Here is a 24414-nt window from a genome sequence, read left to right as displayed (position 1 = left end):
TCTATGCTATAATGTTCTTGATTGAAATTTTACAGGAGAGAAACATGACTAAACCAATTCGCGTGCGTTACGCACCAAGTCCAACGGGACTTTTGCATATCGGAAATGCTCGTACTGCATTGTTTAACTATCTTTTTGCTCGTCATCATGGCGGTACTTTCCTTATTCGTATCGAGGACACAGACCGCAAACGCCATGTGGAAGACGGAGAGCGTTCTCAGCTGGAAAACCTACGTTGGTTGGGCATTGACTGGGATGAAAGTCCAGAAACTCATGAGCAATACCGTCAGTCTGAGCGGTTGGATATTTACCAAAAGTATGTTGACCAGCTCTTGGCAGAGGGCAAGGCCTACAAGTCTTACGTGACTGAAGAAGAGTTGGCGGCGGAGCGTGAGCGTCAGGAAGCTGCAGGCGAAACACCTCGCTACATCAACGAATACCTTGGCATGTCTGAAGATGAAAAAGCAGCCTACGTTGCAGAGCGTGAGGCGGCTGGCATTGTCCCAACTGTCCGCTTGGCTGTCAATGAAGCGGGTATCTACAAGTGGAATGACATGGTTAAGGGTGAGATCGAGTTTGAAGGTGGCAACATCGGTGGCGACTGGGTTATCCAGAAACGTGACGGTTACCCAACCTACAACTTTGCCGTGGTGGTGGATGATCATCTGATGGAAATCTCGCACGTTATCCGCGGAGATGACCATATCGCCAACACACCTAAGCAACTCATGGTCTATGAAGCACTTGGTTGGGAAGCACCAGAGTTTGCCCACATGACCTTGATTATCAACTCTGCAACCGGTAAAAAATTGTCCAAACGTGACACCAATACCCTTGCCTTTATCGAAGATTACCGCAAAAAAGGCTACCTGCCAGAAGCTGTTTTCAACTTTATCACACTTTTGGGTTGGACTCCTGGTGGTGAGGAAGAAATCTTCTCCAAAGAGGAGATTATCCAACTCTTTGATGAAAAACGCCTCAGCAAGTCTCCTGCTTCCTTCGATCCGAAAAAGTTGGCTTGGATGGGCAATGAATACATCAAAAAAGCTGATTTGGAGACCATTTTCAACCTTGCTAAACCATTCTTGGAAGAGGCTGGTCGCTTGACAGACAAGGCAGAAAAATTGGTGGAACTTTACAAGCCACAAATGTCATCTGCGGATGAAATCGTTGGTTTGACAGACCTTTTCTTCTCTGATTTCCCAGAATTGACAGACGAGGAAAAAGAAGTCATGTCAGGTGAGACTGTTCCGACTGTCCTCAATGCTCTTAAGGAAAAATTGGAAGCCATGACGGACGAAGATTTCCAACCAGATAACATCTTCCCTCAAATCAAGGCTGTTCAAAAGGAAACAGGGATCAAGGGCAAAAACCTCTTCATGCCAATCCGTATCGCCGTTTCAGGTGAAATGCACGGACCAGAGTTGCCAAATACCATTTACCTGCTCGGCCGTGAAAAATCTATCCAGCATATTGACAATATGTTGAAGAGTTTGTAAGATAAGTAATCCCCGCTGTCCTGTAACGGCGGGGATTTGTTATAGTTATCAGTTATAAACGTTGCGTTGAAAACGATATAAGAGTTTTCTGAAAATCCATGATATGATAGAATAATCACAATAATTTAGGAGAGTGTATGGAAAATCATAATTTTGAAAATCAAGGGACTTTTAACCGCGAGATGAACAGTCGCCATTTGCAGATGTTGTCCATCGGCGGGGTTATCGGGACAGGTTTGTTCCTGAGTTCAGGCTATACCATTGCACAGGCTGGGCCGTTTGGAGCTATTGCGGCCTATCTTTTCGGAGCTGTCATGGTTTATTTGGTCATGTTCTCTTTGGGAGAATTGTCGGTTGCAATGCCGGTGACTGGATCTTTCCACACCTATGCGACCAAGTTTATCAGTTCAGGTACTGGTTTCATGGTGGCCTGGATGTATTGGCTTTGCTGGGTCGTTGCTCTGGCCTCGCAGTTTGTGGGGGCAGCCCAGCTTATGCAACGCTGGTTTCCTAGTGTGCCGATTTGGATTTTTGCGACGATTTTTGCGGTTATTGTCTTTGGATTGAACACCCTATCTGTCGGTTGGTTTGCCAAGGCGGAGGAGGCACTCTCGTCTGTCAAGGTCTATGCCATTGCAGCCTTTATCGTGCTTGGGACTTTGGCTATTTTTGGTATTTTGCCATTTGAGGGAACCAATGCTGCGCCGCTATTTAACAATATCACAAGTAACGGCTTACTTCCTAACGGTCTGGTTGGTTTTATCACGGTCATGCTGTCTGTTAACTATGCCTTTTCAGGTGTGGAAATGATCGGAATTGCGGCAGGTGAAACAGATAATCCCAAGAAAGCTGTACCGCAAGCCATTAAATCGACAATCGGTCTCTTGGTCATCTTCTTTGTCCTAACAATCGTTGTTTTGGCAGCCCTACTTCCTATGTCAGAAGCAGGTGTGACAGAAGCACCGTTCGTACTTGTCTTGGACAAGATAGGTTTTCCTTATGCTGCTGACATTATGAACTTTATCATCTTGACAGCTATCTTATCGGCCTCAACTTCAGGACTTTACGCTTCAAGTCGTATGCTGTGGTCTTTGGCCAATGAAGGCATGATTAGTAAGGAATTGGTAAAAATTAATAAACACGGTGTTCCCATGCGTGGCATGATTTTGTCCATGATTGGTGTTGTGATCGCCTTGATTGCCTCAATTTATGCAGAAGATACCATCTTCTTGGCCCTGGTTTCTATCGCTGGTTTTGCGGTTGTCATTGCATGGTTGGCTATTCCGCTTGCACAAATCGGTTTCCGTCGTGAATTTTTAAAGAATCACAGCGAAGATGAATTGGAATACAAGACGCCCTTCTCACCGACCTTGCCATGGATTACGGTTGTTCTGCTGGTTATTTCTATCATCGGAATCGGCTGGGATCCTTCTCAGCGTGCTGGTCTTTACTTTGGTGTGCCATTCATGATTGGCTGCTATATTTATCACTATATCCGCTTTAAAAAGTGGTAGGAGGGATCGAGTATGGGTCGTTTTAAAGAACTATTAGAACAAAAGGAATACATCATTTTGCACGGCGCTCTTGGAACGGAGCTAGAGTTTCGTGGTCATGATGTATCGGGCAAGCTCTGGTCTGCCAAATATCTATTGGAAAATCCCCAGTACATCAAGGATATTCATAAGGACTACGTTCGTGCTGGGGCCGACTTGGTGACAACCTCAACCTATCAGGCGACCTTTGAAGGACTGGCAGAAGTTGGTTTGTTACCAGCAGAGGCAGAGGAACTCATTCGCTTGACCGTTGATTTGGCCAAGGAAGCGCGTGATGAGGTCTGGGCAGAATTGTCTGAAGCTGAAAAAGTACAACGAACCTACCCTCTCATTTCAGGTGACGTGGGTCCCTACGCAGCCTATTTGGCCAACGGCGCTGAATATACAGGTGACTATGGCAACATTAGTCTGTCAGAGTTAAAAGACTTCCACCGCCGTCGAATTCAGCTTCTCTTAGAACATGGGGCTGAGCTCTTGGCATTGGAAACCATTCCAAATGTTCTTGAAGCCCAAGCTTTAGTAGAGCTGTTGGTAGAGGATTTTCCAGAGGCTGAAGCCTATATCAGCTTCACATCACAGGACGGTCAGTCGATTTCTGACGGAACGTCTATTGAAAAAATAGCAGAGCTGGTCAACAGTAGTGAGCAGATTTTGGCGGTTGGTCTTAACTGTACGGCTCCCTCGCTCTATTCAGCCTTTCTCAGTCAGTTGAGAGAAAAAACGGATAAACCATTTGTCACCTATCCAAATTCTGGGGAAGTCTATGATGGAGCCACTCAAACTTGGAAGGAAAAGGCAGACGACAGCCATTCTCTTCTGGACAACACACTTAAATGGCACGAACTGGGTGCCAAGGTAGTTGGAGGTTGTTGCCGTACTCGACCAGCTGATATTGCAAGTCTAGTTGCTGGATTGAAATAAAAGTATCCCCGCTGTCGTGTGATAGCGGGGGTTTATCTGTTAAGGGAGGTTAGCTTTCTAAAAACAACCTCTCCACATAGCCTTTCTGCCTTGGAATGACTAGTTCTGTTTCCAGGAAATCTTTCAAATTTTCTTGTGGGACCCAGATGTAGTTGCTGGTTTCTTCGGCTTGGAGTTGGATAGCAGCTTTGTCCCAGTCGGTTTCAGCCCAGTAGCAGTGGAAGATACACTGGTCATCATGGGCGACAAAGTGTGTATGGTGGCGGAGTTGGTCAGCTGTCAGCTCAATGCCTGTCTCTTCGCGGACTTCGCGTAAAATAGCCTGCTCTGCTATTTCCCCAAACAATGCCGAACCTCCTGCTGTCGCTTCATAATAGTCAGGGTAGGAGGGTTTGGTGCTGTCGCGTTTCATGAAGAGGGTGCTGCCGTCGCGGTGGCGGATGATGCACTCGACGACCAGGTGGTAGAGACCGTCGGGAATGGATTCTCCGCGTGTGAGAGTGTGGTCGGTCAGCTGCCCGTCGGCTGTGTAGGCGTTCCAGATTTCCATAGCTTGCTCCTTTTCTATCTTTCTATTATAGCATAGGAAATTTTCCTGTGAGCTTGTACGAACAAATGTGTGGTATAATGGGCTGACGAAAGAAAAGGAGAAATCTTATGCAACCTATCATTCCTCATCTCTGGTATGACACAGAGGCAAAAGAAGCGGTGGCTTTTTATGTGGACCTCTTCGGTGGCAAGATTGACTGGACCTACACCATTACGGATACGCCTTCGGGTGATTCGGACTTGATTCAGTTTCCACTGGGGGATATGACCTTGGTGGCTATTAGTGCGGGTCCATACTTTAAGCTCAATGAGTCCATGTCCCTTATGGTCAATGTAGCCAGCAAGGATGAAGTGACACGTTTGTACCAAGCCTTGTCAGAAGGCGGTCGTATTCTCATGCCTTTGGGAGAGTATCCCTTCAGCCCTTACTATGTCTGGTTGGAAGACCGCTTTGGTCTATCTTGGCAACTATCTTATGCACCCGACTTGGACAAGCCTTATCAGTTTGACATCTGCCTGCTCTTCTCGCAGGAACAGGTAGGTTTGGCCCAGCCTATGTTGGACTACTACAAGGACAAGCTCCCTCAGGCTAGTGTCGGTCAACTTTCCTACTACGGTGAAGGGGAGGCTGCTGTTGAGGCTGCCAAACTGAATTATGCGGAACTTCTTGTCGCTGGACAGAAAATGATTGTTATGGACCACGGCTACGGTGGCGAAGCTTCATTCAACGAAGCTTTCTCGCTCATGGTCTATGTGGATAGTCAGGACGAACTCAATTTCTATTATGACCTCCTATCAGCAGTGCCAGAGGCGGAAATGTGCGGTTGGGTCAAGGACCAGTTTGGTATTTCGTGGCAGATTGTACCGCGTATTTTGATGGAAGCATACGATACGGCTAGCCCAGAAACCGTCAAGGCTGTTAATGATGCTGTTCTGCAAATGCGTCGTCTGGATTTTGACCAGATTAAAGAGATTTTATCCTAAAAAGCTGACTTCGGTCAGTTTTTTCTTTTGCTCATTTTCAAAGAAAGTTGAAAATATACAAAAAATCTTATAAATTTTGTATATTTATGTTGCAAAAAGTATAAATATACCCTATAATAGTCATAAGTTTTGAATAATTAAACATAGAAATGAGAAAACTTATGACAAAAGAAAAGTTGATTTTAGCCTATTCAGGTGGTCTTGATACTTCAGTTGCGATTGCATGGTTGAAAAAAGACTATGATGTCATTGCGGTTTGTATGGATGTTGGTGAAGGGAAAAATCTCGAATTTATTCATGACAAGGCTCTTTCCATCGGTGCAATTGAATCGCATGTTTTGGATGTGAAAGAAGAATTTGCTCAAGAATACGTTTTGCCTGCCCTACAAGCTCATGCATATTATGAACAAAAATATCCACTAGTATCAGCACTTAGTCGCCCTCTGATTTCTAAAAAGTTAGTGGAGATGGCGCACAAGACTGGTGCAACGACCATCGCTCATGGTTGTACAGGGAAGGGAAATGACCAGGTACGGTTTGAAGTAGCGATTGCGGCTTTGGATCCAACTTTGAAAGTTGTAGCACCTGTTCGTGAATGGAAGTGGGCGCGTGAAGAGGAAATCCTATTTGCTAAGGAAAATGGTGTACCAGTTCCAGCTGATTTAGATAGCCCTTATTCAGTCGACCAAAACCTCTGGGGTCGTGCCAATGAGTGTGGTGTCTTGGAAAATCCATGGAATGAAGCGCCAGAAGATGCTTTTGGTATTACTACTTCTCCAGAAAATGCACCAGATACTCCCGAATATGTTGATATTGAATTTAAGGCTGGTGTTCCCGTTGCGGTCAATGGCGAAGAACTCAGCCTAGCCAATCTCATTCAAAAACTCAATGAAATAGCTGGTAAGCATGGTGTAGGTCGGATTGACCACGTGGAAAATCGTTTAGTCGGAATCAAGTCACGGGAGATTTACGAGTGTCCAGGAGCTATTGCCCTTTTGACAGCCCACAAGGAAATCGAAGATTTGACCCTGGTGCGGGAAGTTTCGCATTTCAAACCGATCATCTCCAATGAATTATCCAATCTCATTTACAATGGTTTGTGGTTCAACCCTGCAACTGAGGCACTGAAAGCTTACCTGCAAGCAACTCAATCTGTCGTGAATGGAATCGCAAAAGTGAAGTTGTATAAGGGATCAGCCAAAGTGGTTGCTCGTAAATCTCCAAATTCACTTTATGACGAAGATTTGGCAACCTATACCAGTGCTGATACATTTGATCAAGATGCAGCAGTTGGTTTCATCAAGCTTTGGGGATTACCAACCAAGGTCAATGCAGAAATTCATAAAAAAGACTAGAAAGCAGGAGCTTATGGAAGCAAAGAAATTATGGGGAGGTCGCTTTGAAGCCAGTCTTGAGGAATGGGTTGAAGAATTCGGAGCTTCCATCCGCTTCGACCAAAAGTTGGCCAAATACGATATTCAAGGCTCACTGGCTCATGTCAAGATGTTGGAGCAAACTGGGATTATCGCTCAAGCTGAGGCCCAGGTCATTCAAGCCGGATTGGAAGAATTACTAGAGGAGTATGAGGCTGGCAAGTTGGTCTTTGATATTCGAAACGAAGACATTCACATGAATATCGAAAGTCTATTGACGGAGAAAATAGGCCCAGTTGCAGGCAAACTTCATACAGCTCGTTCTCGGAACGATCAGGTAGCTACGGATATGCACCTCTATTTGAAGGATACCTTGTTCCAAGTTATCAATAAGTTGATCAACTTGCAGGAAGTCTTATTGGATCTGGCAGAGCAGCATATAGAAACCATTATGCCTGGCTATACGCACCTGCAACATGCCCAGCCTATCAGTTTTGCCCAGCATTTATTGGCCTACTATAATATGTTCCAACGGGATAAGGAACGGTTTGGGTTCAATGTTCAGCATACAGATGTATCCCCACTTGGTGCGGCGGCTTTAGCTGGGACAACCTTTCCCATTGACCGTCAGATGACCTCTGATTTTATGGGCTTTGCCCATCCGTATAGCAATTCCCTTGATGCGGTGTCTGACCGTGATTTTATCTTGGAATTTCTGTCAAATGCCAGTATTCTCATGATGCACATGTCCCGCCTCTGTGAAGAAATCATTAACTGGTGTTCACACGAGTACCAATTTGTCACCCTGTCCGACACCTTTTCAACAGGTTCCTCTATCATGCCACAGAAGAAAAATCCAGACATGGCAGAATTGATTCGGGGAAAAACGGGTCGGGTTTATGGGAATTTAGTAGGTCTTTTGACAGTCATGAAATCCCTGCCTTTGACCTATAACAAGGACTTGCAGGAAGACAAGGAGGGAATGTTTGATAGTGCGGAAACCATTTTGGTTTCGATTGATATTCTTGCTGGAATGTTGGCTACTATGACGGTCCATAAGGAGAAGATGGCCCAGTCAACAGAGAAGGATTTTTCAAATGCGACTGAGTTGGCAGATTATCTGGCCAGCAAGGGAATGCCCTTCCGCCAGGCTCATGAAATTGTCGGAAAACTGGTCTTGGAATGTAGCAAGTCAGGTTGTTACTTACAGGACCTACCTTTGGAGCATTATCAGGAAATCTCATCGATGATTGGACCGGATATTTATACAGCCTTAGAGTCTAAGACTGCAGTTTCACGAAGAAATTCGCTAGGTGGAACTGGATTTGAATCGATTTATTGGCAAATTCAACAAGCAAAAGAGCAAATACTAGCTCCAAAAAGCCTCTAAACGTGATGTTTATTGGCTTTTTTGAATTTTATGGTATAATAGAAGTAATTTTGAAAGATGGAGTTCAGTTTTGAGAAAAACCTACCGTGTTAAACGAGAGCGTGATTTCAAGGAGATTTTTAACAAAGGTAAAAATGTAGCCAACCGTAAATTTGTTGTCTATCATCTGCCACAGGGCCGGGACCATTTTCGGGTCGGTCTATCGGTTAGTAAAAAACTTGGAAATGCAGTCACTCGCAATCAAATCAAGCGCCGTCTGCGCCATGTGTTACAGGAACTCAAACCCTTTCTTCAATCAGAAGACTTTGTCATCATTGCACGAAAGGGTGTGGAAGAATTGAGTTACCAAGAAGTCTATCAAAACCTGCTTCATGTTTTAAAACTAGCCAATCTATTCCAGGAAGGTGAAACTCTTGAAAAAGAAAGTTAAGTGGGCTAGCCTCTCTGCCTTTGTCCTTTTATTTTTGTCAGCATGTGGGACAGGTGAAGTGACCAGCCAGTCAACAGGTATCTGGGACCAGCTTATTTACTGGTTTGCCAGCATGATTCAATTTTTGTCCATCAATGGCCAAATTGGTATCGGGATTATCCTCTTTACCATTTTGATTCGGACCCTGCTCTTACCCCTCTTCCAAATCCAAATGGAATCCAATCGGAAAATGCAGGACCTTCAACCACAGCTACGTGCCCTCCAAGAGCAGTATCCAGGGACAGACTTAGATAGCCGCCAGGCCTTGACAGAAGCGACACGAGCGCTTTACAAGGAACACGGTGTCAGCATGCGATCGTCCATGATGCCACTCTTTATTCAGTTGCCGATTTTGATGATTCTTTACAATGCCTTGACTAGTGTTGAAGCATTGAAAGTAGGGCAATTTCTCTGGTTGAACCTTGGCGAAACGGACCCTTATTTTATCCTACCGCTATTGGCTGCTGCCCTGACATTTGCCAGCAGTTGGCTTACCAATAAAGCTGCGCTGGAAAAAAATGGGGCTTTGACGGTGATGATGTACACCATGCCCTTGGTAATTTTTTTCTTTGCTATCAATGCCGCAAGTGGTGTCGCCCTTTACTGGACCGTTTCAAATGCCTATCAGGTCTTCCAAACCCTGCTATTAAACAATCCATTTAAAATCATCGCAGAACGTCAAGCCAAGATTGATGAAGAAAAAGAACGGCAGGCGCGGATTCGACGGGCTAAGAAAAAAGCTGGGAAAAAGAAATAGGAGATGAGGAGAGAAAAAGATGAAATTTACAGGATCAAGTGTAGAAGAAGCCATACAGAATGGTTTGCAGGAATTGGATATTCCGCGTAAAAAAGCACATATCACCGTCATCGCTCGCGAGAAAAAAGGTTTCTTTGGTTTTGGAAAGAAGCCAGCTGTTGTTGATATCGATGTGATCAATGAAACAACGGTTGTCAAAGCCAACCAAAAAGCGGTCCGTGGGGTTCCTTCAGAGATTAACGAGCTTAATGAACCGGTGAAAAGTGTTTCAGAAGCAACAATAGACCTCGGGAAAGTAGTCGCGGCTGTGAAAGAATTTGAGAAGTCTGGTGAGGTATTGGATGACCGCATCAAGGCACAGATTTTGAAAAATGAAAAAGATGCGAAGACGATTTTGGAAGAAACCGGTCGTATCGAAATCATTCAAGAAGATGCGATTGTAGCCCAAACTAGTCCAGAAATCGCGCCAGCAGTGGAAGTAACTGAGCCAGTGACACCAGTTGAGGAAGAGCGAACAACAGTTCAACAAGAATTTGCTGATTTGGACATTCCGGTTCAGGAAAGCTACCAGATTGAAGAGGTGGTGGAGCAGGTGACAGCCTACATCCAATCCATTTTGGATGATATGGATGTGGAAACAACTATCGACAGCAGCCACAACCGTCGTTCGATCAATTTGCAGATTGATACCAATGAACCAGGACGTGTGATTGGCTACCATGGTAAGGTTCTGAAATCCTTGCAACTCTTGGCGCAGAACTACTTGTTCAACCGTTACGAGCGCAATTTTTACATTTCTATCAACGTGAATGACTACGTTGAGCACCGTGCAGAAGTCTTGCAGGGCTACGCCCAAAAATTAGCAGAGCGTGTCTTATTGGAAGGCGAAGCCTACCACACAGACCCAATGTCTAGCAGCGAGCGGAAGATTATCCACCGCATCATTTCGAAAATGGAAGGTTTGACCAGCTACTCAGAAGGTAGCGAACCAAATCGCTATGTTGTTGTAGATGTGGATAGTCAACGCGATTAGGAATCGCTTTCATATTGAATTTCATAACTTGATGAAAGAATAGCTTGACAAAGCAACCGATTTTCGGTAAAATAGCCTGGTATGTTTAGTAACTGATCAAAACTAGCCGGCTAAACGAATACAAGAATCTAAGAGGAGGTATTCATCGTGAAACGTACTTTTCAACCAAGTAAAATCCGTCGTGCTCGTAAACACGGATTCCGTAACCGTATGTCAACTAAAAACGGCCGTCGCGTATTAGCAGCTCGTCGTCGTAAAGGACGCAAAGTGCTTGCAGTGGCATAAGATGAAACAAATGAAACCAACAGAAACTCGAGTCTGTTGGTTTTTTTGTTTAATAATAAACGGTCAAGTGAGAAGGTAGAACTTTGATATGGATTGGCAATTGGTCTCCCTCATCCCCATCAAGGTTGATAGTTAGCTCCCCCTCAGATAGCTTGATTGTTCCTTCTTCAAATGTCTTGTAGCCGAGACTGGCACTGGTTTCGGTGACACCTCCCATGAGTTGGGGGATGGCTGAAATGGTATCGAGGAAGTGGCTGTCTTTGAAATAGACCAAGTGGAGTAATCCGTCGTCGACCTTGGCATTCGGCAGGAGGGTCTCAAAACCGCCAATTGAATTTGTCAAGCCGATGAGTAAGGTAGTGGAAGTGATTGTTTCTGTCTCCTGATCCAATTCTATTTCAAACTCGTAGGATTGGTTGTTGAGAAGCTCTTTAAACCCATTGATAAAATAAGCCATCTTGCCGTAACGTGTCTTTTCTTCGGGGTCTACATTGTTAATGGCCTGAGGAATGGCACCAATTGCAACGACGTTCATGAAATAGGAATTGTTGACCTGACCAATGTCAAGAAGGCGCTTGCGTTCTGGGTCAAAGTTTTCGATTGCGACGGCAGGATCTAGTGGTATTCCTAAAGCGCGTGCTAAATCGTTAACAGTTCCTAATGGGAAAAATCCGAAGTTAGGCCGAAATTCTTGGTTGGCTAATCCACTAATACCTTCGTTGACGGTACCATCGCCACCCATGACAAAGACACTGTCAAATCCATTTTGTGCGGCTTCTTTGGTAAAGCTAGTAGCATCACCAGCTTTTTGGGTTTCCTTGACAACTACACGATCAAAATAGGTTTCTAGCTTCTCTTTGGCTTGTTTTTGAAATTCTGGTGCTTTTTCACCACCAGAACTAGGATTGACAACTAACAAGGCTTCTTTCATGATGATTCTCCAATTCAATTTTATTCTGATATTCTTTATTATACACTTTTTTACACACCCCATACAAAGAACTGAACTTCTATTGGTAGATGTTCGGGTAGTTGAGGTAAAGTCTAATTTGATGGCAACTTCAATACTAGGTATAAATTCATTCGATCAAGTGATGTTTGGAATGAAAGCTTTTCTAAATTGCTTGTTATCCTGTAACCTGCTTTTCAATCAAGTACAATCCGTCATGCTCGTAAACACGAATTCCGTAACCGTATGTCAACTAAAAACGGTCGTCGAGTATTCTCAGCTCGTCGTCGTGAAAGATGCAAAGTGCTTGTAGAGGTATCAGATGAAACAAATGAAACCAACAGAAACTCGAGTCTGTTGGTTTTTTCTTGCTATTGGGAGAGGATAAAGTGTTCAATGGCTTGGGCGACTCCTGCCTGGTCGTTTGTGAAGGTTATATAATCAGCCAGGCTTTTGATGGACTCCGTCGCGTTGCCCATAGCAATTCCAAGGCCTGCCATGGTGAGAAGTTCAGCGTCGTTGTTGCCATCGCCAATGGCCATAATCTGTTCTGGAGAAATCTTGAGTTTGTGGGCGAGGGCTAAGACGGTGCTTCCCTTATTGACCCCCTTAGGAAGTATTTCGAAGGCGTGAGCTAGGCTACGCACAGGATGGTAGTGCTGCGAGAGGTCTGACTCGTAGCGTTTTTGAAAAGCTGTCAGTCGCTCAGTTTCGCCCATGAAAATTGGAACAAGGACGGGTAATTGCAGGGCTAGAAAGTCATCCAACTGAATATGATAGAGAACGGATGACTCGACCTGGGCATCCTGGATGGCAGCTTCATTGAGAAACTTGCCCAAGGCATAATTGGCATGAGGTGTGAAGAGGACCAAGTTTAGGTCTGGAAAATCTTCTAAAAGTGCATAAAGGGAGGCGATTTGCTCAGCAGGTACCGAGTGATAGTCTAGGATGGACCAGTCTTTGGTTGCCAAGGTCAAGCAGCCGTTGTTTCCAACAGCATAAGGTTGTTCAGGGATGTCGAGTTGTTCAAAATAATCCCTGATCCCTGAAATAGGTCTGCCCGTTGCCAATAAGATGGTCACTCCCAGTTGGCTGGCAGCTTGAATGGCAGCCTTGTCCCGAGGGTGAATGGTCTTTTCAGAAGTTAACAAAGTGCCGTCTAAGTCAATGGCCAAGAGTCGAATCATGAGGTACCTCCTAAGTAGGCTCATTGTACCATACTTGTCTGGCACATACAAGATTAGGTCCTCCATGGGACTTGTGGTACAATAAGAGTATGACACTAGGAATTTTTGATACCCACACCCACCTCAATGTTGAACAGTTTGACGGTCGGGTCCAAGAAGAATTAGACTTTGCTAAGGAGATGGGGGTCACCCTCCACAATGTGGTCGGTTTTGACCGTGCAACCATTGACAAGGCTATAGAGCTTGCTGACCAGCACCCTGAAATCTATCTGACATTGGGCTGGCATCCGACAGAGGCTGGCACTTATGATGAAGAAGTTGAACGTTATCTACTCAAGGCTCTTAAGCATCCCAAGGTCATTGCCCTGGGGGAGATTGGGCTGGACTACTACTGGATGACGGCAGATAAGGAAACCCAGGCCCATATCTTCAAGCGACAGATGGAGTTGGCCAAGCAGTTGGATTTGCCCTTTGTGGTTCATACTCGTGATGCTTTGGAAGATACCTACCAGATCATCAAGGAAGTCGGCGTCGGTCCGCGCGGAGGTATCATGCATTCCTTCTCTGGTACGCTGGAGGAGGCTCAGGCCTTCATGGACTTGGGTATGCACATCTCCTTCTCGGGAGTAGTGACCTTCAAAAAAGCCGTCGAACTTCAGGAAGCGGCGCAAGCATTGCCCCTAGAAAAAATCCTGGTCGAAACGGACGCACCCTACCTGGCGCCTGTTCCCAAGCGTGGTCGGGAAAATCGCACCGGCTACACCAGATATGTGGTGGATATGCTGGCCCAACTTCGCAACCAGTCGGTCGAAGAGGTGGCGAGAGCAACCTACGAGAATGCAAGGAGCTTGTTCAGAATTGACTCAGAAAATTAAGATACAAGAAGTTCTTGTTGTTGAAGGCAAGGATGACACGGCAAACCTAAAACGATTTTACGAGGTGGATACCTACGAAACCAGAGGCTCTGCCATATCAGACGATGACTTGGAACGCATCGAGAAACTCCATGACCTGCGTGGCGTGATTGTCTTTACTGACCCAGACTACAATGGCGAGCGGATTCGAAAAATCATTATGCAGGCCATTCCCACTGTCAAACACGCCTTCTTACAGCGGGACGAGGCTCGGCCCCAGTCCAAAACAAAAGGGCGGTCCTTGGGCATTGAGCACGCCAGCTTTGAAGACTTAGGAAAGGCCCTGGCGGGCGTTCGTGGCTACTATGATGATGAACATAACTTTGACATTAGCCAGAAAGATCTGATTCGTCTAGGGTTACTGATGGGTGGAGACAGCCGCAAGCGGAGGGAGTATATGGGAGAAAAACTCCGCATCGGTTACTGCAACGGCAAGCAACTCCTCAAACGCTTGGAGCTGTTTGGGATAAGTTTGGTGGAGGTTGAAGAGTGTATGGTGAGCTATCATGGATAGAGTCTACGCTGTTAAGTGCTTGGTAAAAAACGAGTTTGAGCCAACTTATGAGAATTACTCATCTTATGAAGAAGTGACCTACTTGCTACCGGCTAATGTCCTTGTTTGGGAGGATGAGAGTTTCCATGATTGTAAGTTTTAAAATTGATAGTATGGGATTGATAAATGGTTAAATTTAGGGAGGTTATGGATGCAACATCATCAAGTTACTGCTAATGTTTTTTCTGTAAAGGTATTAACTAGGCATAGTTATTTGCCGAAAAGTGAGGGATTGGACTTTTTCCGAGAAGCTGTCTTCTTGTTTAATACATTTGATTTATTTGGTCATTCCGATACAATTGATTACGATACGGTTTACGAGTATATTAGCAATTATATACAGAGATTTGAAATAGATAGGAACGATAAAGATATTTCTGTTAAAATGATATACATGTCAGGAATTCAATCAGTAGATGAAATGTTGCGAATAGAGAGTCCTATTGTTCAGGTACATTATCAAAATTATTATTTGAAGAGAGATATAACCAATGAAGATTTTATCGAAATGTATCTTTTTCATGATGAATTGTAATGTGAGAAATTGATATCAAATATTGTTAGAGAGAAAAATAAATGAGAATCGCAGACAAAAACGTTACTCGTGCCGTCCTTGAACGCCACGGGTTTACCTTTAAGAAATCCTTCGGTCAGAACTTTTTGACCGATACCAATATTTTACAGAAGATTGTGGACACGGCAGAGATTGACCGAAATGTCAATGTCATCGAAATCGGTCCTGGAATCGGGGCCTTGACCGAGTTTTTGGCGGAAACTGCCGCTGAGGTCATGGCCTTTGAGATTGATGATCGCTTGATTCCGATTTTGGCGGACACCTTGGGTCGCTTTGATAATGTGACCGTGGTCAACCAAGACATCTTGAAGACCGACCTGCAGAACCAGATTCAGAATTTCAAGAATCCTGACCTGCCCATCAAGGTTGTGGCCAATCTGCCCTACTACATTACCACCCCTATCCTCATGCACCTGATTGAGAGCAAAATTCCCTTCAGCGAGTTCGTGGTCATGATGCAGCGGGAGGTGGCTGACCGCATTTCTGCCGAGCCAAACACCAAGGCCTATGGCAGCCTGTCCATCGCGGTCCAGTACTACATGACTGCCAAGGTGGCTTTCATCGTGCCTCGCACCGTCTTTGTGCCCGCACCGAACGTGGACTCCGCCATTCTCAAAATGGTCCGCCGCGAGCAACCCTTGGTGAGCGTCAAGGATGAAGATTTCTTCTTCCGGGTGTCCAAGGCCAGCTTTGTGCACCGCCGCAAGACCCTGTGGAACAACCTGACCAACCATTTCGGCAAGTCCGAAGAAGTCAAGGACAAGCTGACGCGGGCACTTGGCATGGCAGAGCTGGAAGCCAGTGTTCGTGGAGAAGCACTTTCCATGGCTGACTTCGCACGCTTGTCTGATAGCCTCCAGGAAGTCGGTTTATAACATACCAAAACCCAAGCCAGTTCAACTGACTTGGGTTTCTTGTTTCATCATGCGGAGGAAGGGATTTGAACCCTCACACCCGATGGGCACATGCGCCTGAAGCATGCGTGTCTGCCGTTCCACCACCTCCGCTTGTTTTTTATTATACTATTTTTTTCTTGACTTGGCTAGAGGGAATAGTTGTTTTGGTCTTTGAAAGGTGAATTCTTCTGATGGAGCAAGATATCATGCACGACATCGTAATTTCAAGGAAATTTTTGTTATAATAGTAGCAAGTACACACAAAGGAGTCTTCATTGCAAGGAAGAATTATCAAGGCCTTGGCTGGTTTTTACTATGTCGAGGCGGATGGACAGATTTATCAAACCAGAGCCAGAGGAAATTTTCGTAAGAAAGGCCAAACCCCCTACGTGGGTGATTTTGTGGACTTTTCTGCGGAGGAAAACTCAGAAGGCTATATTTTAAAGATTCATGAGCGGAAAAATAGTTTGGTTCGACCTCCTATCGTCAATATCGATCAGGCGGTGGTTATCATGTCGGTCAAGGAACCTGATTTTAATGCCAATCTACTCGATCGTTTCCTGGTTCTCCTTGAACAGAAGGACATGGATCCTATTATCTATATCTCTAAGATGGACTTGGTAGAAGACAGGACAGAAATGGATGACTTCAAGGTTATTTATGAGAAAATTGGCTATCCATTTGTCTATAGTTTGGAGGAATTGACGCCATTATTGCAGGATAAGGTGACGGTCTTTATGGGGCAGACAGGGGTTGGTAAATCGACTCTTCTCAATCGCATTGCACCAGAATTAGCCTTGGAAACAGGGGCTATTTCAGATAGTCTGGGGCGTGGTCGCCATACCACTCGTGCGGTCAGTTTCTACAATGTCTTCGGCGGGAAAATTGCGGATACGCCAGGTTTTTCATCCCTAGACTATGAAGTCAAGGAGGCGGAGGCTCTGACAGATTGTTTCCCAGAGATTGCGGAAAGCAGCCAGGACTGCAAATTTAGGACCTGTACCCATACCCATGAGCCGGATTGTGCGGTCAAGGAAGCTGTTGCCAGCTCTGCCATTTCCCAAAGTCGCTTTGACAATTATCTCCAATTCCTCAGCGAAATCCAAAATCAGCGTGAAACCTATACCAAGGTAAGTAAGAAATTCAAATAGAAAGTTGGTTCTGTATGTCACATTATAAGATTGCACCGTCTATTTTGGCGGCAGACTATGCAAATTTTGAAAAAGAGCTCAAGCGTCTAGAAAAGACAGGTGTGGAGTATGTGCACATTGATGTCATGGACGGTCATTTCGTGCCAAATATCAGCTTTGGGGCGGATGTGGTTGCGGCTATGCGTCCTCATAGCAAGCTGGTCTTCGATTGCCATCTCATGGTGTCCAATCCTGAAAATCATATCGAGACCTTTGCTCGAGCAGGTGCGGATATCTTGACTATTCACGCAGAAGCAACGGTTCATCTACATGGAACCTTGCAGAAAATCCGTGCAGCTGGTATGAAGGTTGGCGTGGTCATCAATCCAGGTACGCCACTTGTGACCATTGAGCCTGTGCTCAACTTGGTGGATCAGGTTCTGCTCATGACGGTCAACCCAGGTTTTGGTGGACAAGCCTACATTCCAGAAGTGGCTGAGAAGATTGAGGCCTTGGTCAAACTTCGTGAAGACAAAGGCTTGAACTTTGACATCGAAGTGGACGGCGGGATTGACGACAAGACCATTCATTCAGCCAAAAATGCGGGTGCCAATGTCTTTGTGGCTGGTTCCTACCTCTTCAAAGGAGACTTGGATGCCAACGTTGCTAAATTGAGAGCAGCCCTCCATGATTAAGATTGCTGTCATTGCAGGCGGTTCCTTTGACTGCCTTCCTGAGCCTGCCGACCTCTATGTGGGGGTAGATGCAGGCTCTCTTCGTCTATTGGAAGCTTCTCTGCCTCTTGACTGGGCTATCGGTGATTTTGACTCGGTAACACCTGAAGAATTAGGGCGGATAAAGGATCTAGCAGAGCGTTTTTTGCAAGCTCCTGCTGAAAAAGATGACACAGACTTGGAGCTGGCTTTAAAGGAAATCTTCAAGGCCTATCCACAGGCCCAGGTTCGCATATACGGAGCCTTGGGTGGTCGTATGGACCACATGATGAGCAATCTCTTTCTGGCTGCAGAGCCGGACTTGGCTGCCTTTATGGAGCAGATTGAACTGGTGGACAGTCAGAACGTCGTCCGTTTTCGACCTGCAGGTCAGCACCGTTTGTCACCGATTGCTGGTATGAGGTACATTTCCTTTATGCCATCGGACCAGAGTCGCCTGACCATTCGCCATGCCAAGTACCCGCTGGATGCCAGCAATTATTTTTTCAAAAAATGCTATGCTTCTAACGAATTTATAGATAGGGACATAGACATTCAACTGGATCAGGGTTACGTGGTCCTGATCTACAGTAAGGACAAGGATTAGATGGATATTGTACTACTTATTTTGCTGATACTGGTCTTGGTGGCCTTGGTTTTTCTTTATGGAAAATGGCAGAGCTTGGCCCTGCTTTTGCAAGATCAAGCCGAAGATACAGCAGACAACTTGTCTGACCAGCTCAGCTATCAACTAGAAAATGCAACTCTCAAACAGCAGCAGGCCATTCATCAGGAGGTGGAAAGACTCCGCACGGAGCTTTACCAACAGCTAACCGACATCCGTCAAGAGCTGAATAAGAGCCACTTGGAAACGCGAGATGCCACTGACCGTCGTTTGCAGGCCATTCAGGAATCTAATGAAAAACGCCTGGAAGAAATGCGGCAGACGGTTGAAGAAAAGCTGGAGAAAACCCTGCAAACCCGCCTACAAGCCTCCTTTGAAACGGTGTCCAAGCAGTTGGAATCGGTCAATCGTGGTCTGGGCGAAATGCAGACGGTGGCGCGTGATGTGGGTAGTCTTAACAAGGTGCTGTCTGGCACCAAAACCCGTGGCATCATGGGGGAGTTGCAGCTGGGACAGATTATCGAGGATATTTTGACACCTAGCCAATATGAGCGAGAGTTTGCCACGGTTTCAGGCTCGAACGAGCGCGTGGAGTATGCGGTCAAGCTACCAGGACGGACCGAGGGAGACTATATCTATCTGCCGATTGACTCCAAGTTTCCGCTGGCGGATTACTATCGCTTGGAAGATGCCTACGAAAGTGGGGATAAGGACCAGATTGACCTCCATCGCAAAAATCTCCTGGCAGCTATCAAACGTTTTGCCAAGGACATTCAGAGCAAGTACCTCAATCCGCCTGAAACCACCAACTTTGGTGTCTTGTTCTTGCCAACCGAAGGACTTTATTCAGAAGTGGTTCGCAATCCGATTTTCTTTGATGAGCTTCGCCGTCAGGAAAATATCGTAGTAGCTGGACCGACCACCCTTTCTGCCTTGCTCAATTCCCTCTCCGTCGGTTTTAAGACCCTCAACATACAACGGTCGGCCGATGATATTTCCAAGGTCTTGGGCAATGTCAAGCTGGAATTTGGCAAGTTTTCTGACCTCTTGCTTAAGGCTCAGAAACAACTCAATCAAGCCAGCAGCAATATTGATAAACTCCTAACCACTCGCACTAACGCTATCGAGCGTAGTCTTCGTATCATTGACCTGTACGAAGATGACCAAACCAAGGGACTGCTTGGCCTGTCCCCATTAGATGAGGAAGATAATGAAAATTAACCAAATGAAAAAAGATGAATTCTTCGAAGGATTCTATCTCATCAAGACAGCTGAAGTCCGTCAAACACGAGCTGGCAAAGACTACCTAGCTCTGACCTTCCAAGATGATACGGGCGAGATTGAAGGCAAGGTCTGGGATGCCCAACCAGGGAAAATCAAAGACTTTACTGCTGGGACAGTTGTTCACATGCAGGGACGTCGTGAGGTTTACAACAACACCCCCCAGGTCAATCAACTGGTTCTTCGTTTGCCAAAAGCCGGTGAGCCAAATGATCCTGCAGATTTTAAGGAAAAACCTCCTGTTGATGTCAAGGACACCAAGGAATATCTGAGCCAGATGATTTTCCGCATTGAAAATGCCACTTGGCAGCGGATTGTCCGTGCTCTGTACGGTAAATATGAAAAGGAATTTTATTCCTATCCAGCAGCCAAGACCAATCACCATGCCTTCTACTCAGGCTTGTCCTTCCATACAGCGACCATGGTCCGCTTGGCTGATAAAATTGGTGATATTTATCCCCAGCTCAATAAGAGCCTGCTTTTCGCAGGGATTATGCTCCATGACCTAGCCAAGGTGATTGAACTGACAGGACCTGATAACACAGGCTACACTGTCCGTGGCAATCTGATCGGTCACATTTCCCTGATTGATGAAGAGATTACCAAGGTCTTGGTGGAATTGAGTATCGACGATAGCAAGGAAGAAGTGACTGTTCTGCGCCATGTTATCCTAAGCCACCATGGCCTCTTGGAGTATGGAAGCCCTGTCCGTCCGCAGATTATGGAGGCGGAAATCCTCCACATGATTGACAACATCGATGCGGAAATGATGATGATGCTATCGGCCTTGGACAAGGTCGGTCCAGGCGAGATGACCAACCGCATCTTTGCCATGGATAACCGCGCCTTCTATAAGCCTAATCTAGACTAATGGCAGTTGGGATTGTATCTCGTCAGCCCCTCACCAAAGGCTGGTCCACGGACCGAAAGTACAAGGTCCAGCTAGAAGATGGTCGCCTTGGTCTTTTGAGAATAGCAGAGCGACCAGCCTATGAGGCTAAGCAATTAGAGTTTCAATTAGTTGAAAACCTGTTTGGTTTAGGTTTGCCTGTGGCAGAGCCAATCGCCTTTTGGGTGGATTAGGAGTCGGTCTATAGCCTCTAAGAATGGATGGAAGGTCAGGATATGAAGGACGTGGTTTCTAGCCTGTCTGATGCTGACTTGTATGATTTGGGCTGTCAGGCTGGACAGTTTTTGCGAACCTTACATGCCCTACCTATTGATCAAAGTCTGCGAGACTGGAACAGTTTTTATCAGGCTAAGATTGACAGTAAATTAGCTGCCTACCCAGTAGCTAGTCATTCCTATCCAAATGGTCAAGCTATGATAGACTTTGTTCAAGCCAACCGTCACTTGCTGGCAGGAAGACCAATTACCTATCATCACGGTGATTTCCACACGGGGAATTTCTTGTTGGGAAGAGATAGAAAATTAAAAGTATTAGACTTTGACCGCTACGATATAGGAGATCCCTGGGAAGAATTTAATCGCTTGATTTTTACGGCTGATTTGTCGCCAGCCTTTGCGCGTGGTCAGGTAGATGCCTATTTTGACGGCGCTATTCCAGAGGAATTTTGGAGGCTTTTAGCCCTTTATCTGACCGTGAACAGTCTGGGGGCTCTTTCGTGGGCAGAGCGCGTAGATCCCCTCCAAATCCCCCTGATGAAGGAGCAGGCAGCCATCATTTCGGAATGGTATGCGGACTTTACCAGCCTAAAACCGATTTGGTATCCTAGAAACTAATGGAAAAAACGAAAAAGTGGACTGTTTTTCTAAAAATAGTTCGCTTTTTCGTTTTTAATGTGTTATAATAGGAAAAAGCCTAAAAAGGAGAGGACGAATGAAATTGAGACGCAGTGAACGGATGGTTGTTATTTCAAACTATCTGATCAATCATCCATACAAATTAACTAGCTTGAATACCTTTGCGGAAAAGTATGAGTCAGCAAAATCTTCTATTTCAGAAGATATTGCCATCATCAAAAAGGCCTTTGAGGAAAGTTCAATCGGTCAGATCGAAACCATTACAGGTGCTAGTGGTGGGGTTATTTTCACGCCTTCGATTTCACGAGAAGAGTCCCTCGCCATCGCAGAAGACCTCCGTCAGCAGATGGCAGAAAGCAATCGAATCCTGCCAGGCGGTTATATTTACTCATCTGATTTGTTGTCTACACCTCAAACCTTGAAAAATGTTGGCCGTATTATTGCCAATGCCTTTAAAGATGAAAAGATTGATGCGGTCATGACAGTTGCCACTAAGGGGGTTCCTTTGGCCAATGCCGTTGCCAATGTTCTCAATGTTCCATTTGTTATTGTTCGTCGGGATCTAAAGATTACAGAGGGTTCAACCGTTTCGGTTAACTATGTGTCAGGATCTAGCGATCGGATTGAAAAGATGTTCCTATCCAAGCGTAGCTTGAAGGCAGGAAGTCGTGTCTTGATTGTGGATGACTTCTTGAAAAACGGAGGTACCATCAATGGTATGATCAGCCTTCTTTCTGAATTTGACTCAACTCTAGCCGGTGTAGCTGTCTTTGCAGAGAACCAAAAAGGAGACCGCAACGTTGCCAACTATAAGTCACTTCTGGCTGTGACCGACATCAATGTCAAAGAAAATCGGGTGGACGTTGAGTTGGGAAATATTTTTGAGTAACTTTTACTGGTCAGCACTTCAAGAGATGTAAGCTGCCCCCTATTTAGATTATGCGTGCATAAAAAAAGCTGAGTGTTCAGCTTTTTTTGGTGGCTTCAAACTCATATCTGAATGGCATTTTTAAATATGCCATCTTATCTAGAATTTTGGTATAATAGTAGAGCAGGTTGATTTGATAAGGATGAAAAAACATGAAAAAAACAATATGGAATACCTCTTTAAAAGAGAGGATGAGGTTGGTAACGGATCGGTACATTTAGACTTCAATGGAGGACATGGATAAAAATGGTTACAGAAAGAAAATAATAGGTTTTTTGACAGTTGAATTTTTTATCTTTCTAATATCATTTATCGGACCGTATTCGGATAAGGAAGTTGGAAATATATTATTTGTAGAGGCGAAAATCCTATTTTCAATCCCTACATGGATCGGCTTATTAGTAATCGTTCATTACCTAATGGACGTTAGAAAGATACGCCACAATCGAATTTTGTCGTATTACTATTTCAATTGGAATATGTTCTTGATGGTGAGTTTACTTAATTTTCAAGCAATTGTTCTATTTACTATTGGTTCAGCTATGTTTTTTGGTTCGCTAATTGCAGTCATTCTAAACCTATCCATCTGTCCATCATAATTTTTGTAATTGTAGAAAGATACCTATGGTTTAAGAAAGAAGTTTTGAATGGTTTATATGGAAACCAATCGGTCTCCAATCCCTTAAATGATGTGATGGAGAAGTTTGTTGTCTTAGGGAGGAAATATGGTGGCTTAATCGTCTTTCCCCTCGTTCTGTTTCGTCTCTTTTTACCCAATCAAGGGGAAGGTATTTATCAGAATGACTTGCTTAGAAATTTAGTGATGGTATTTGCGGTGGTTCTGCCTGTTTTTGGTTTCTACTTTATCGTAGCAATAGTGTTTAGTTGTATTCAAGGATTTTATATTAATAAATATATGGAAGACTATCGTATTCTCTCAGGATATAGTATTGAAGACTGGTATGGTAAAAAGTCCAAGCGATATAAGGAAAGTTTGGGAAAGTAGGTTTTGTTTAGATCCTATTAGTTTACTTTTGGTTTATGGCTGAGCAATGTATTCTAAAATCCCAAGGTACATATTTTTTTGATGTTTTAAGTAATTAACTTGTAAACCCAGACAAGATTACCTTATCTGGATTTTTTGGTTAGTGGAAGCATAAAAAATCACTGGATTAGTCCAGTGAAACAGGGATATAGAACTCTAAGGGTGCAGCTATTTATTTCATGTTTTTCATCACCTTCTCAAAACTCTTTGACCGTGCTTCCACACTGATTTCTTCGAGTGTCAGCGGGTGGGTCAGGCTGAGTTTTTGGGCGTGGAGCATGAGGCGAGGTGCTGCGACTCGACTGTAAAGTGGGTCGCCGATTAGAGCATGACCGTGGTGAGCTAGATGAACTCGGATTTGGTGGGTCCGTCCTGTCTGGAGGCGACAGGATACCAGACTGTGTTTTCCAACAGAACTCAAGAGGCGGACCTGGGTCAAAGCAACCTGCCCCTTACGGTTGTCGACCACCCGCTTTCTGCGATCATGCCGGTCCCGTCCAATCTTATCGGTAATAGTCCAGTCTGTCTTTTTTAGTTGGCCTTGGCAGAGGGCTAGGTAGTCACGGTAGATGACCTTGTCTTCCAAGAGCCGATTGAGAATGGGTAGGATAAAGGGATTTTTGGCGAAGAGAATGGCTCCGCTGGTTTCCATATCCAGCCTGTGAACTACATAGCAGGTCTGTCCCACGTAGGCAGATACGTGGTTGAGCAGGGCAAGCTCCGTCGGCTCATTGCCGTGGGTTTTCATGCCTTCAGGCTTGTTGACGATAATCAAATGCTCATCCTGATAGAGTTCCTCCACCAAGTTCGCCTGTCCCAGAGGAATGCTTTTTTCTGGATAATCTTCCTGGTCAAAGGTCAATTCTAACAAGTCGCCTGCTGCTATCGGGCTCTGCCAGTTAATCAGCTCACCGTTGACACGGACCTGCTTCTTGATGCGGAGGAAGTGGCGGATTTTTCTGGGAATGAGAAAATAATCTTCCAAGACCTCCTTGACAGTCAGTTGAGGAAAGGCTTGGGGAATGCGAATATCAATTTTCAT

The 24414-nt window shown here is 45.0% G+C and carries 28 protein-coding genes, 1 tRNA gene and 1 pseudogene; 25 read left to right on the top strand and 5 right to left on the bottom strand.

Annotation, left to right across the window (positions count from 1 at the left end; translation table 11 throughout):
- Window positions 1–44: 44 nt before the first annotated feature.
- The 3 genes from gltX (at window position 45) to mmuM (ending at window position 3973) form a co-directional block, all read left to right on the top strand.
- Complete coding sequence (gltX, locus tag J5566_RS02040; protein WP_208561861.1) at window positions 45–1499, top strand: glutamate--tRNA ligase; 1455 nt, start codon at window positions 45–47, stop codon at window positions 1497–1499.
- 137 nt (window positions 1500–1636) lie between these two features.
- Window positions 1637–3013 carry an amino acid permease gene (locus J5566_RS02035; RefSeq protein WP_208561860.1) on the top strand — a complete coding sequence of 459 codons (1377 nt, stop codon included), beginning with the start codon at window positions 1637–1639 and terminating at the stop codon, window positions 3011–3013.
- A gap of 12 nt (window positions 3014–3025) precedes the next feature.
- Window positions 3026–3973, top strand: coding sequence for a homocysteine S-methyltransferase (gene mmuM, locus J5566_RS02030; RefSeq protein ID WP_208561859.1), 948 nt, complete (start codon window positions 3026–3028; stop codon window positions 3971–3973).
- A gap of 49 nt (window positions 3974–4022) precedes the next feature.
- Here mmuM and J5566_RS02025 read toward each other — a convergent pair whose 3' ends face one another.
- Window positions 4023–4523, bottom strand: a complete 501-nt coding sequence (locus J5566_RS02025; RefSeq protein WP_208561858.1) for an NUDIX hydrolase — start codon at window positions 4521–4523, stop codon at window positions 4023–4025.
- 107 nt (window positions 4524–4630) lie between these two features.
- Between J5566_RS02025 and J5566_RS02020 the strand changes: the two genes are divergently transcribed.
- The 7 genes from J5566_RS02020 (at window position 4631) to rpmH (ending at window position 10813) form a co-directional block, all read left to right on the top strand.
- Window positions 4631–5506: a VOC family protein gene (locus J5566_RS02020; RefSeq protein ID WP_208561857.1), complete on the top strand. Its 876-nt coding sequence runs from the start codon at window positions 4631–4633 to the stop codon at window positions 5504–5506.
- Between the two features lie 161 nt (window positions 5507–5667).
- Window positions 5668–6861: an argininosuccinate synthase gene (locus J5566_RS02015; protein ID WP_208561856.1), complete on the top strand. Its 1194-nt coding sequence runs from the start codon at window positions 5668–5670 to the stop codon at window positions 6859–6861.
- A gap of 13 nt (window positions 6862–6874) precedes the next feature.
- Window positions 6875–8269, top strand: a complete 1395-nt coding sequence (argH, locus tag J5566_RS02010; protein WP_208561855.1) for an argininosuccinate lyase — start codon at window positions 6875–6877, stop codon at window positions 8267–8269.
- A gap of 70 nt (window positions 8270–8339) precedes the next feature.
- Window positions 8340–8699 carry a ribonuclease P protein component gene (rnpA, locus tag J5566_RS02005; RefSeq protein WP_205030981.1) on the top strand — a complete coding sequence of 120 codons (360 nt, stop codon included), beginning with the start codon at window positions 8340–8342 and terminating at the stop codon, window positions 8697–8699.
- Window positions 8683–9495, top strand: coding sequence for a YidC/Oxa1 family membrane protein insertase (locus J5566_RS02000; RefSeq protein WP_158456404.1), 813 nt, complete (start codon window positions 8683–8685; stop codon window positions 9493–9495). Before rnpA ends, J5566_RS02000 begins: the two co-directional genes overlap by 17 nt.
- A gap of 19 nt (window positions 9496–9514) precedes the next feature.
- Window positions 9515–10528, top strand: a complete 1014-nt coding sequence (jag, locus tag J5566_RS01995; RefSeq protein WP_208561854.1) for an RNA-binding cell elongation regulator Jag/EloR — start codon at window positions 9515–9517, stop codon at window positions 10526–10528.
- A 147-nt stretch (window positions 10529–10675) separates the two neighbouring features.
- The gene (gene rpmH, locus J5566_RS01990; RefSeq protein ID WP_018368178.1) at window positions 10676–10813 is read left to right on the top strand and encodes a 50S ribosomal protein L34; all 138 of its coding nucleotides are present in this window, start codon (window positions 10676–10678) and stop codon (window positions 10811–10813) included.
- A gap of 49 nt (window positions 10814–10862) precedes the next feature.
- Here the strand turns inward: rpmH and J5566_RS01985 are convergent, their stop codons facing one another.
- Window positions 10863–11744 carry a diacylglycerol/lipid kinase family protein gene (locus J5566_RS01985; protein WP_208561853.1) on the bottom strand — a complete coding sequence of 294 codons (882 nt, stop codon included), beginning with the start codon at window positions 11742–11744 and terminating at the stop codon, window positions 10863–10865.
- 213 nt (window positions 11745–11957) lie between these two features.
- On the opposite strand from J5566_RS01985, the pseudogene J5566_RS10490 reads away from it, so the two are divergent.
- Window positions 11958–12071, top strand: a pseudogene (locus tag J5566_RS10490) (large ribosomal subunit protein bL34); the annotation flags it as partial.
- Between the two features lie 62 nt (window positions 12072–12133).
- On the opposite strand, the gene J5566_RS01975 reads toward J5566_RS10490, so the two are convergent.
- Entirely contained in the window at window positions 12134–12949 is an 816-nt protein-coding gene (locus J5566_RS01975) for a Cof-type HAD-IIB family hydrolase (RefSeq protein ID WP_208561852.1), read from the bottom strand.
- A gap of 89 nt (window positions 12950–13038) precedes the next feature.
- Here J5566_RS01975 and J5566_RS01970 point away from each other — a divergent pair, with 89 nt between their 5' ends.
- From J5566_RS01970 to rsmA, 5 genes are read left to right on the top strand one after another with little or no spacing between them, the layout of a single operon-like run.
- Complete coding sequence (locus J5566_RS01970; RefSeq protein ID WP_208561851.1) at window positions 13039–13824, top strand: TatD family hydrolase; 786 nt, start codon at window positions 13039–13041, stop codon at window positions 13822–13824.
- The gene (gene rnmV, locus J5566_RS01965) at window positions 13787–14377 is read left to right on the top strand and encodes a ribonuclease M5 (protein WP_208561850.1); all 591 of its coding nucleotides are present in this window, start codon (window positions 13787–13789) and stop codon (window positions 14375–14377) included. The genes J5566_RS01970 and rnmV overlap by 38 nt, the downstream gene beginning before the upstream one ends.
- A complete protein-coding gene (locus J5566_RS01960) occupies window positions 14370–14519 on the top strand; it encodes a hypothetical protein (RefSeq protein WP_208561991.1) in 150 nt (49 codons plus the stop codon). The genes rnmV and J5566_RS01960 overlap by 8 nt, the downstream gene beginning before the upstream one ends.
- Window positions 14520–14567: 48 nt before the next feature.
- Entirely contained in the window at window positions 14568–14951 is a 384-nt protein-coding gene (locus J5566_RS01955) for a hypothetical protein (RefSeq protein WP_208561849.1), read from the top strand.
- Window positions 14952–14992: 41 nt separating this feature from the next.
- Entirely contained in the window at window positions 14993–15865 is an 873-nt protein-coding gene (gene rsmA, locus J5566_RS01950; protein WP_208561848.1) for a 16S rRNA (adenine(1518)-N(6)/adenine(1519)-N(6))-dimethyltransferase RsmA, read from the top strand.
- A gap of 50 nt (window positions 15866–15915) precedes the next feature.
- Here the strand turns inward: rsmA and J5566_RS01945 are convergent.
- Window positions 15916–15997: transfer RNA gene (locus J5566_RS01945), tRNA-Leu, on the bottom strand.
- 164 nt (window positions 15998–16161) lie between these two features.
- Between J5566_RS01945 and rsgA the strand changes: the two genes are divergently transcribed.
- From rsgA to J5566_RS01905, 9 genes are all read left to right on the top strand, one after another.
- Window positions 16162–17037 (top strand): ribosome small subunit-dependent GTPase A, encoded by an 876-nt coding sequence (gene rsgA, locus J5566_RS01940; protein ID WP_208561847.1) that lies wholly within the window; start codon window positions 16162–16164, stop codon window positions 17035–17037.
- A gap of 14 nt (window positions 17038–17051) precedes the next feature.
- Window positions 17052–17711, top strand: a complete 660-nt coding sequence (rpe, locus tag J5566_RS01935) for a ribulose-phosphate 3-epimerase (RefSeq protein WP_024377676.1) — start codon at window positions 17052–17054, stop codon at window positions 17709–17711.
- Window positions 17704–18336 (top strand): thiamine diphosphokinase, encoded by a 633-nt coding sequence (locus J5566_RS01930; protein WP_208561846.1) that lies wholly within the window; start codon window positions 17704–17706, stop codon window positions 18334–18336. The genes rpe and J5566_RS01930 overlap by 8 nt, the downstream gene beginning before the upstream one ends.
- Window positions 18337–19575 carry a DNA recombination protein RmuC gene (locus J5566_RS01925; RefSeq protein WP_208561845.1) on the top strand — a complete coding sequence of 413 codons (1239 nt, stop codon included), beginning with the start codon at window positions 18337–18339 and terminating at the stop codon, window positions 19573–19575.
- Complete coding sequence (locus J5566_RS01920; RefSeq protein ID WP_208561844.1) at window positions 19565–20506, top strand: 3'-5' exoribonuclease YhaM family protein; 942 nt, start codon at window positions 19565–19567, stop codon at window positions 20504–20506. Before J5566_RS01925 ends, J5566_RS01920 begins: the two co-directional genes overlap by 11 nt.
- A complete protein-coding gene (locus J5566_RS10485; RefSeq protein WP_244228931.1) occupies window positions 20506–20718 on the top strand; it encodes a hypothetical protein in 213 nt (70 codons plus the stop codon). Before J5566_RS01920 ends, J5566_RS10485 begins: the two co-directional genes overlap by 1 nt.
- Before the next feature lie 27 nt (window positions 20719–20745).
- Window positions 20746–21378, top strand: a complete 633-nt coding sequence (locus J5566_RS01915; protein WP_279630930.1) for an aminoglycoside phosphotransferase family protein — start codon at window positions 20746–20748, stop codon at window positions 21376–21378.
- A 97-nt stretch (window positions 21379–21475) separates the two neighbouring features.
- Window positions 21476–22288 carry a pur operon repressor gene (gene purR, locus J5566_RS01910; RefSeq protein WP_158456438.1) on the top strand — a complete coding sequence of 271 codons (813 nt, stop codon included), beginning with the start codon at window positions 21476–21478 and terminating at the stop codon, window positions 22286–22288.
- 682 nt (window positions 22289–22970) lie between these two features.
- The gene (locus J5566_RS01905; protein WP_208561843.1) at window positions 22971–23333 is read left to right on the top strand and encodes a hypothetical protein; all 363 of its coding nucleotides are present in this window, start codon (window positions 22971–22973) and stop codon (window positions 23331–23333) included.
- 211 nt (window positions 23334–23544) lie between these two features.
- Here J5566_RS01905 and J5566_RS01900 read toward each other — a convergent pair whose 3' ends face one another.
- Complete coding sequence (locus tag J5566_RS01900; protein WP_208561842.1) at window positions 23545–24414, bottom strand: RluA family pseudouridine synthase; 870 nt, start codon at window positions 24412–24414, stop codon at window positions 23545–23547.

Source organism: Streptococcus suis (assembly GCF_017601095.1).
In the GTDB taxonomy this organism is placed as follows: domain Bacteria; phylum Bacillota; class Bacilli; order Lactobacillales; family Streptococcaceae; genus Streptococcus; species Streptococcus suis_Z.
Note: the sequence above shows the minus strand (reverse complement) of the source record. Positions and strands in the feature narration are given on the sequence as shown.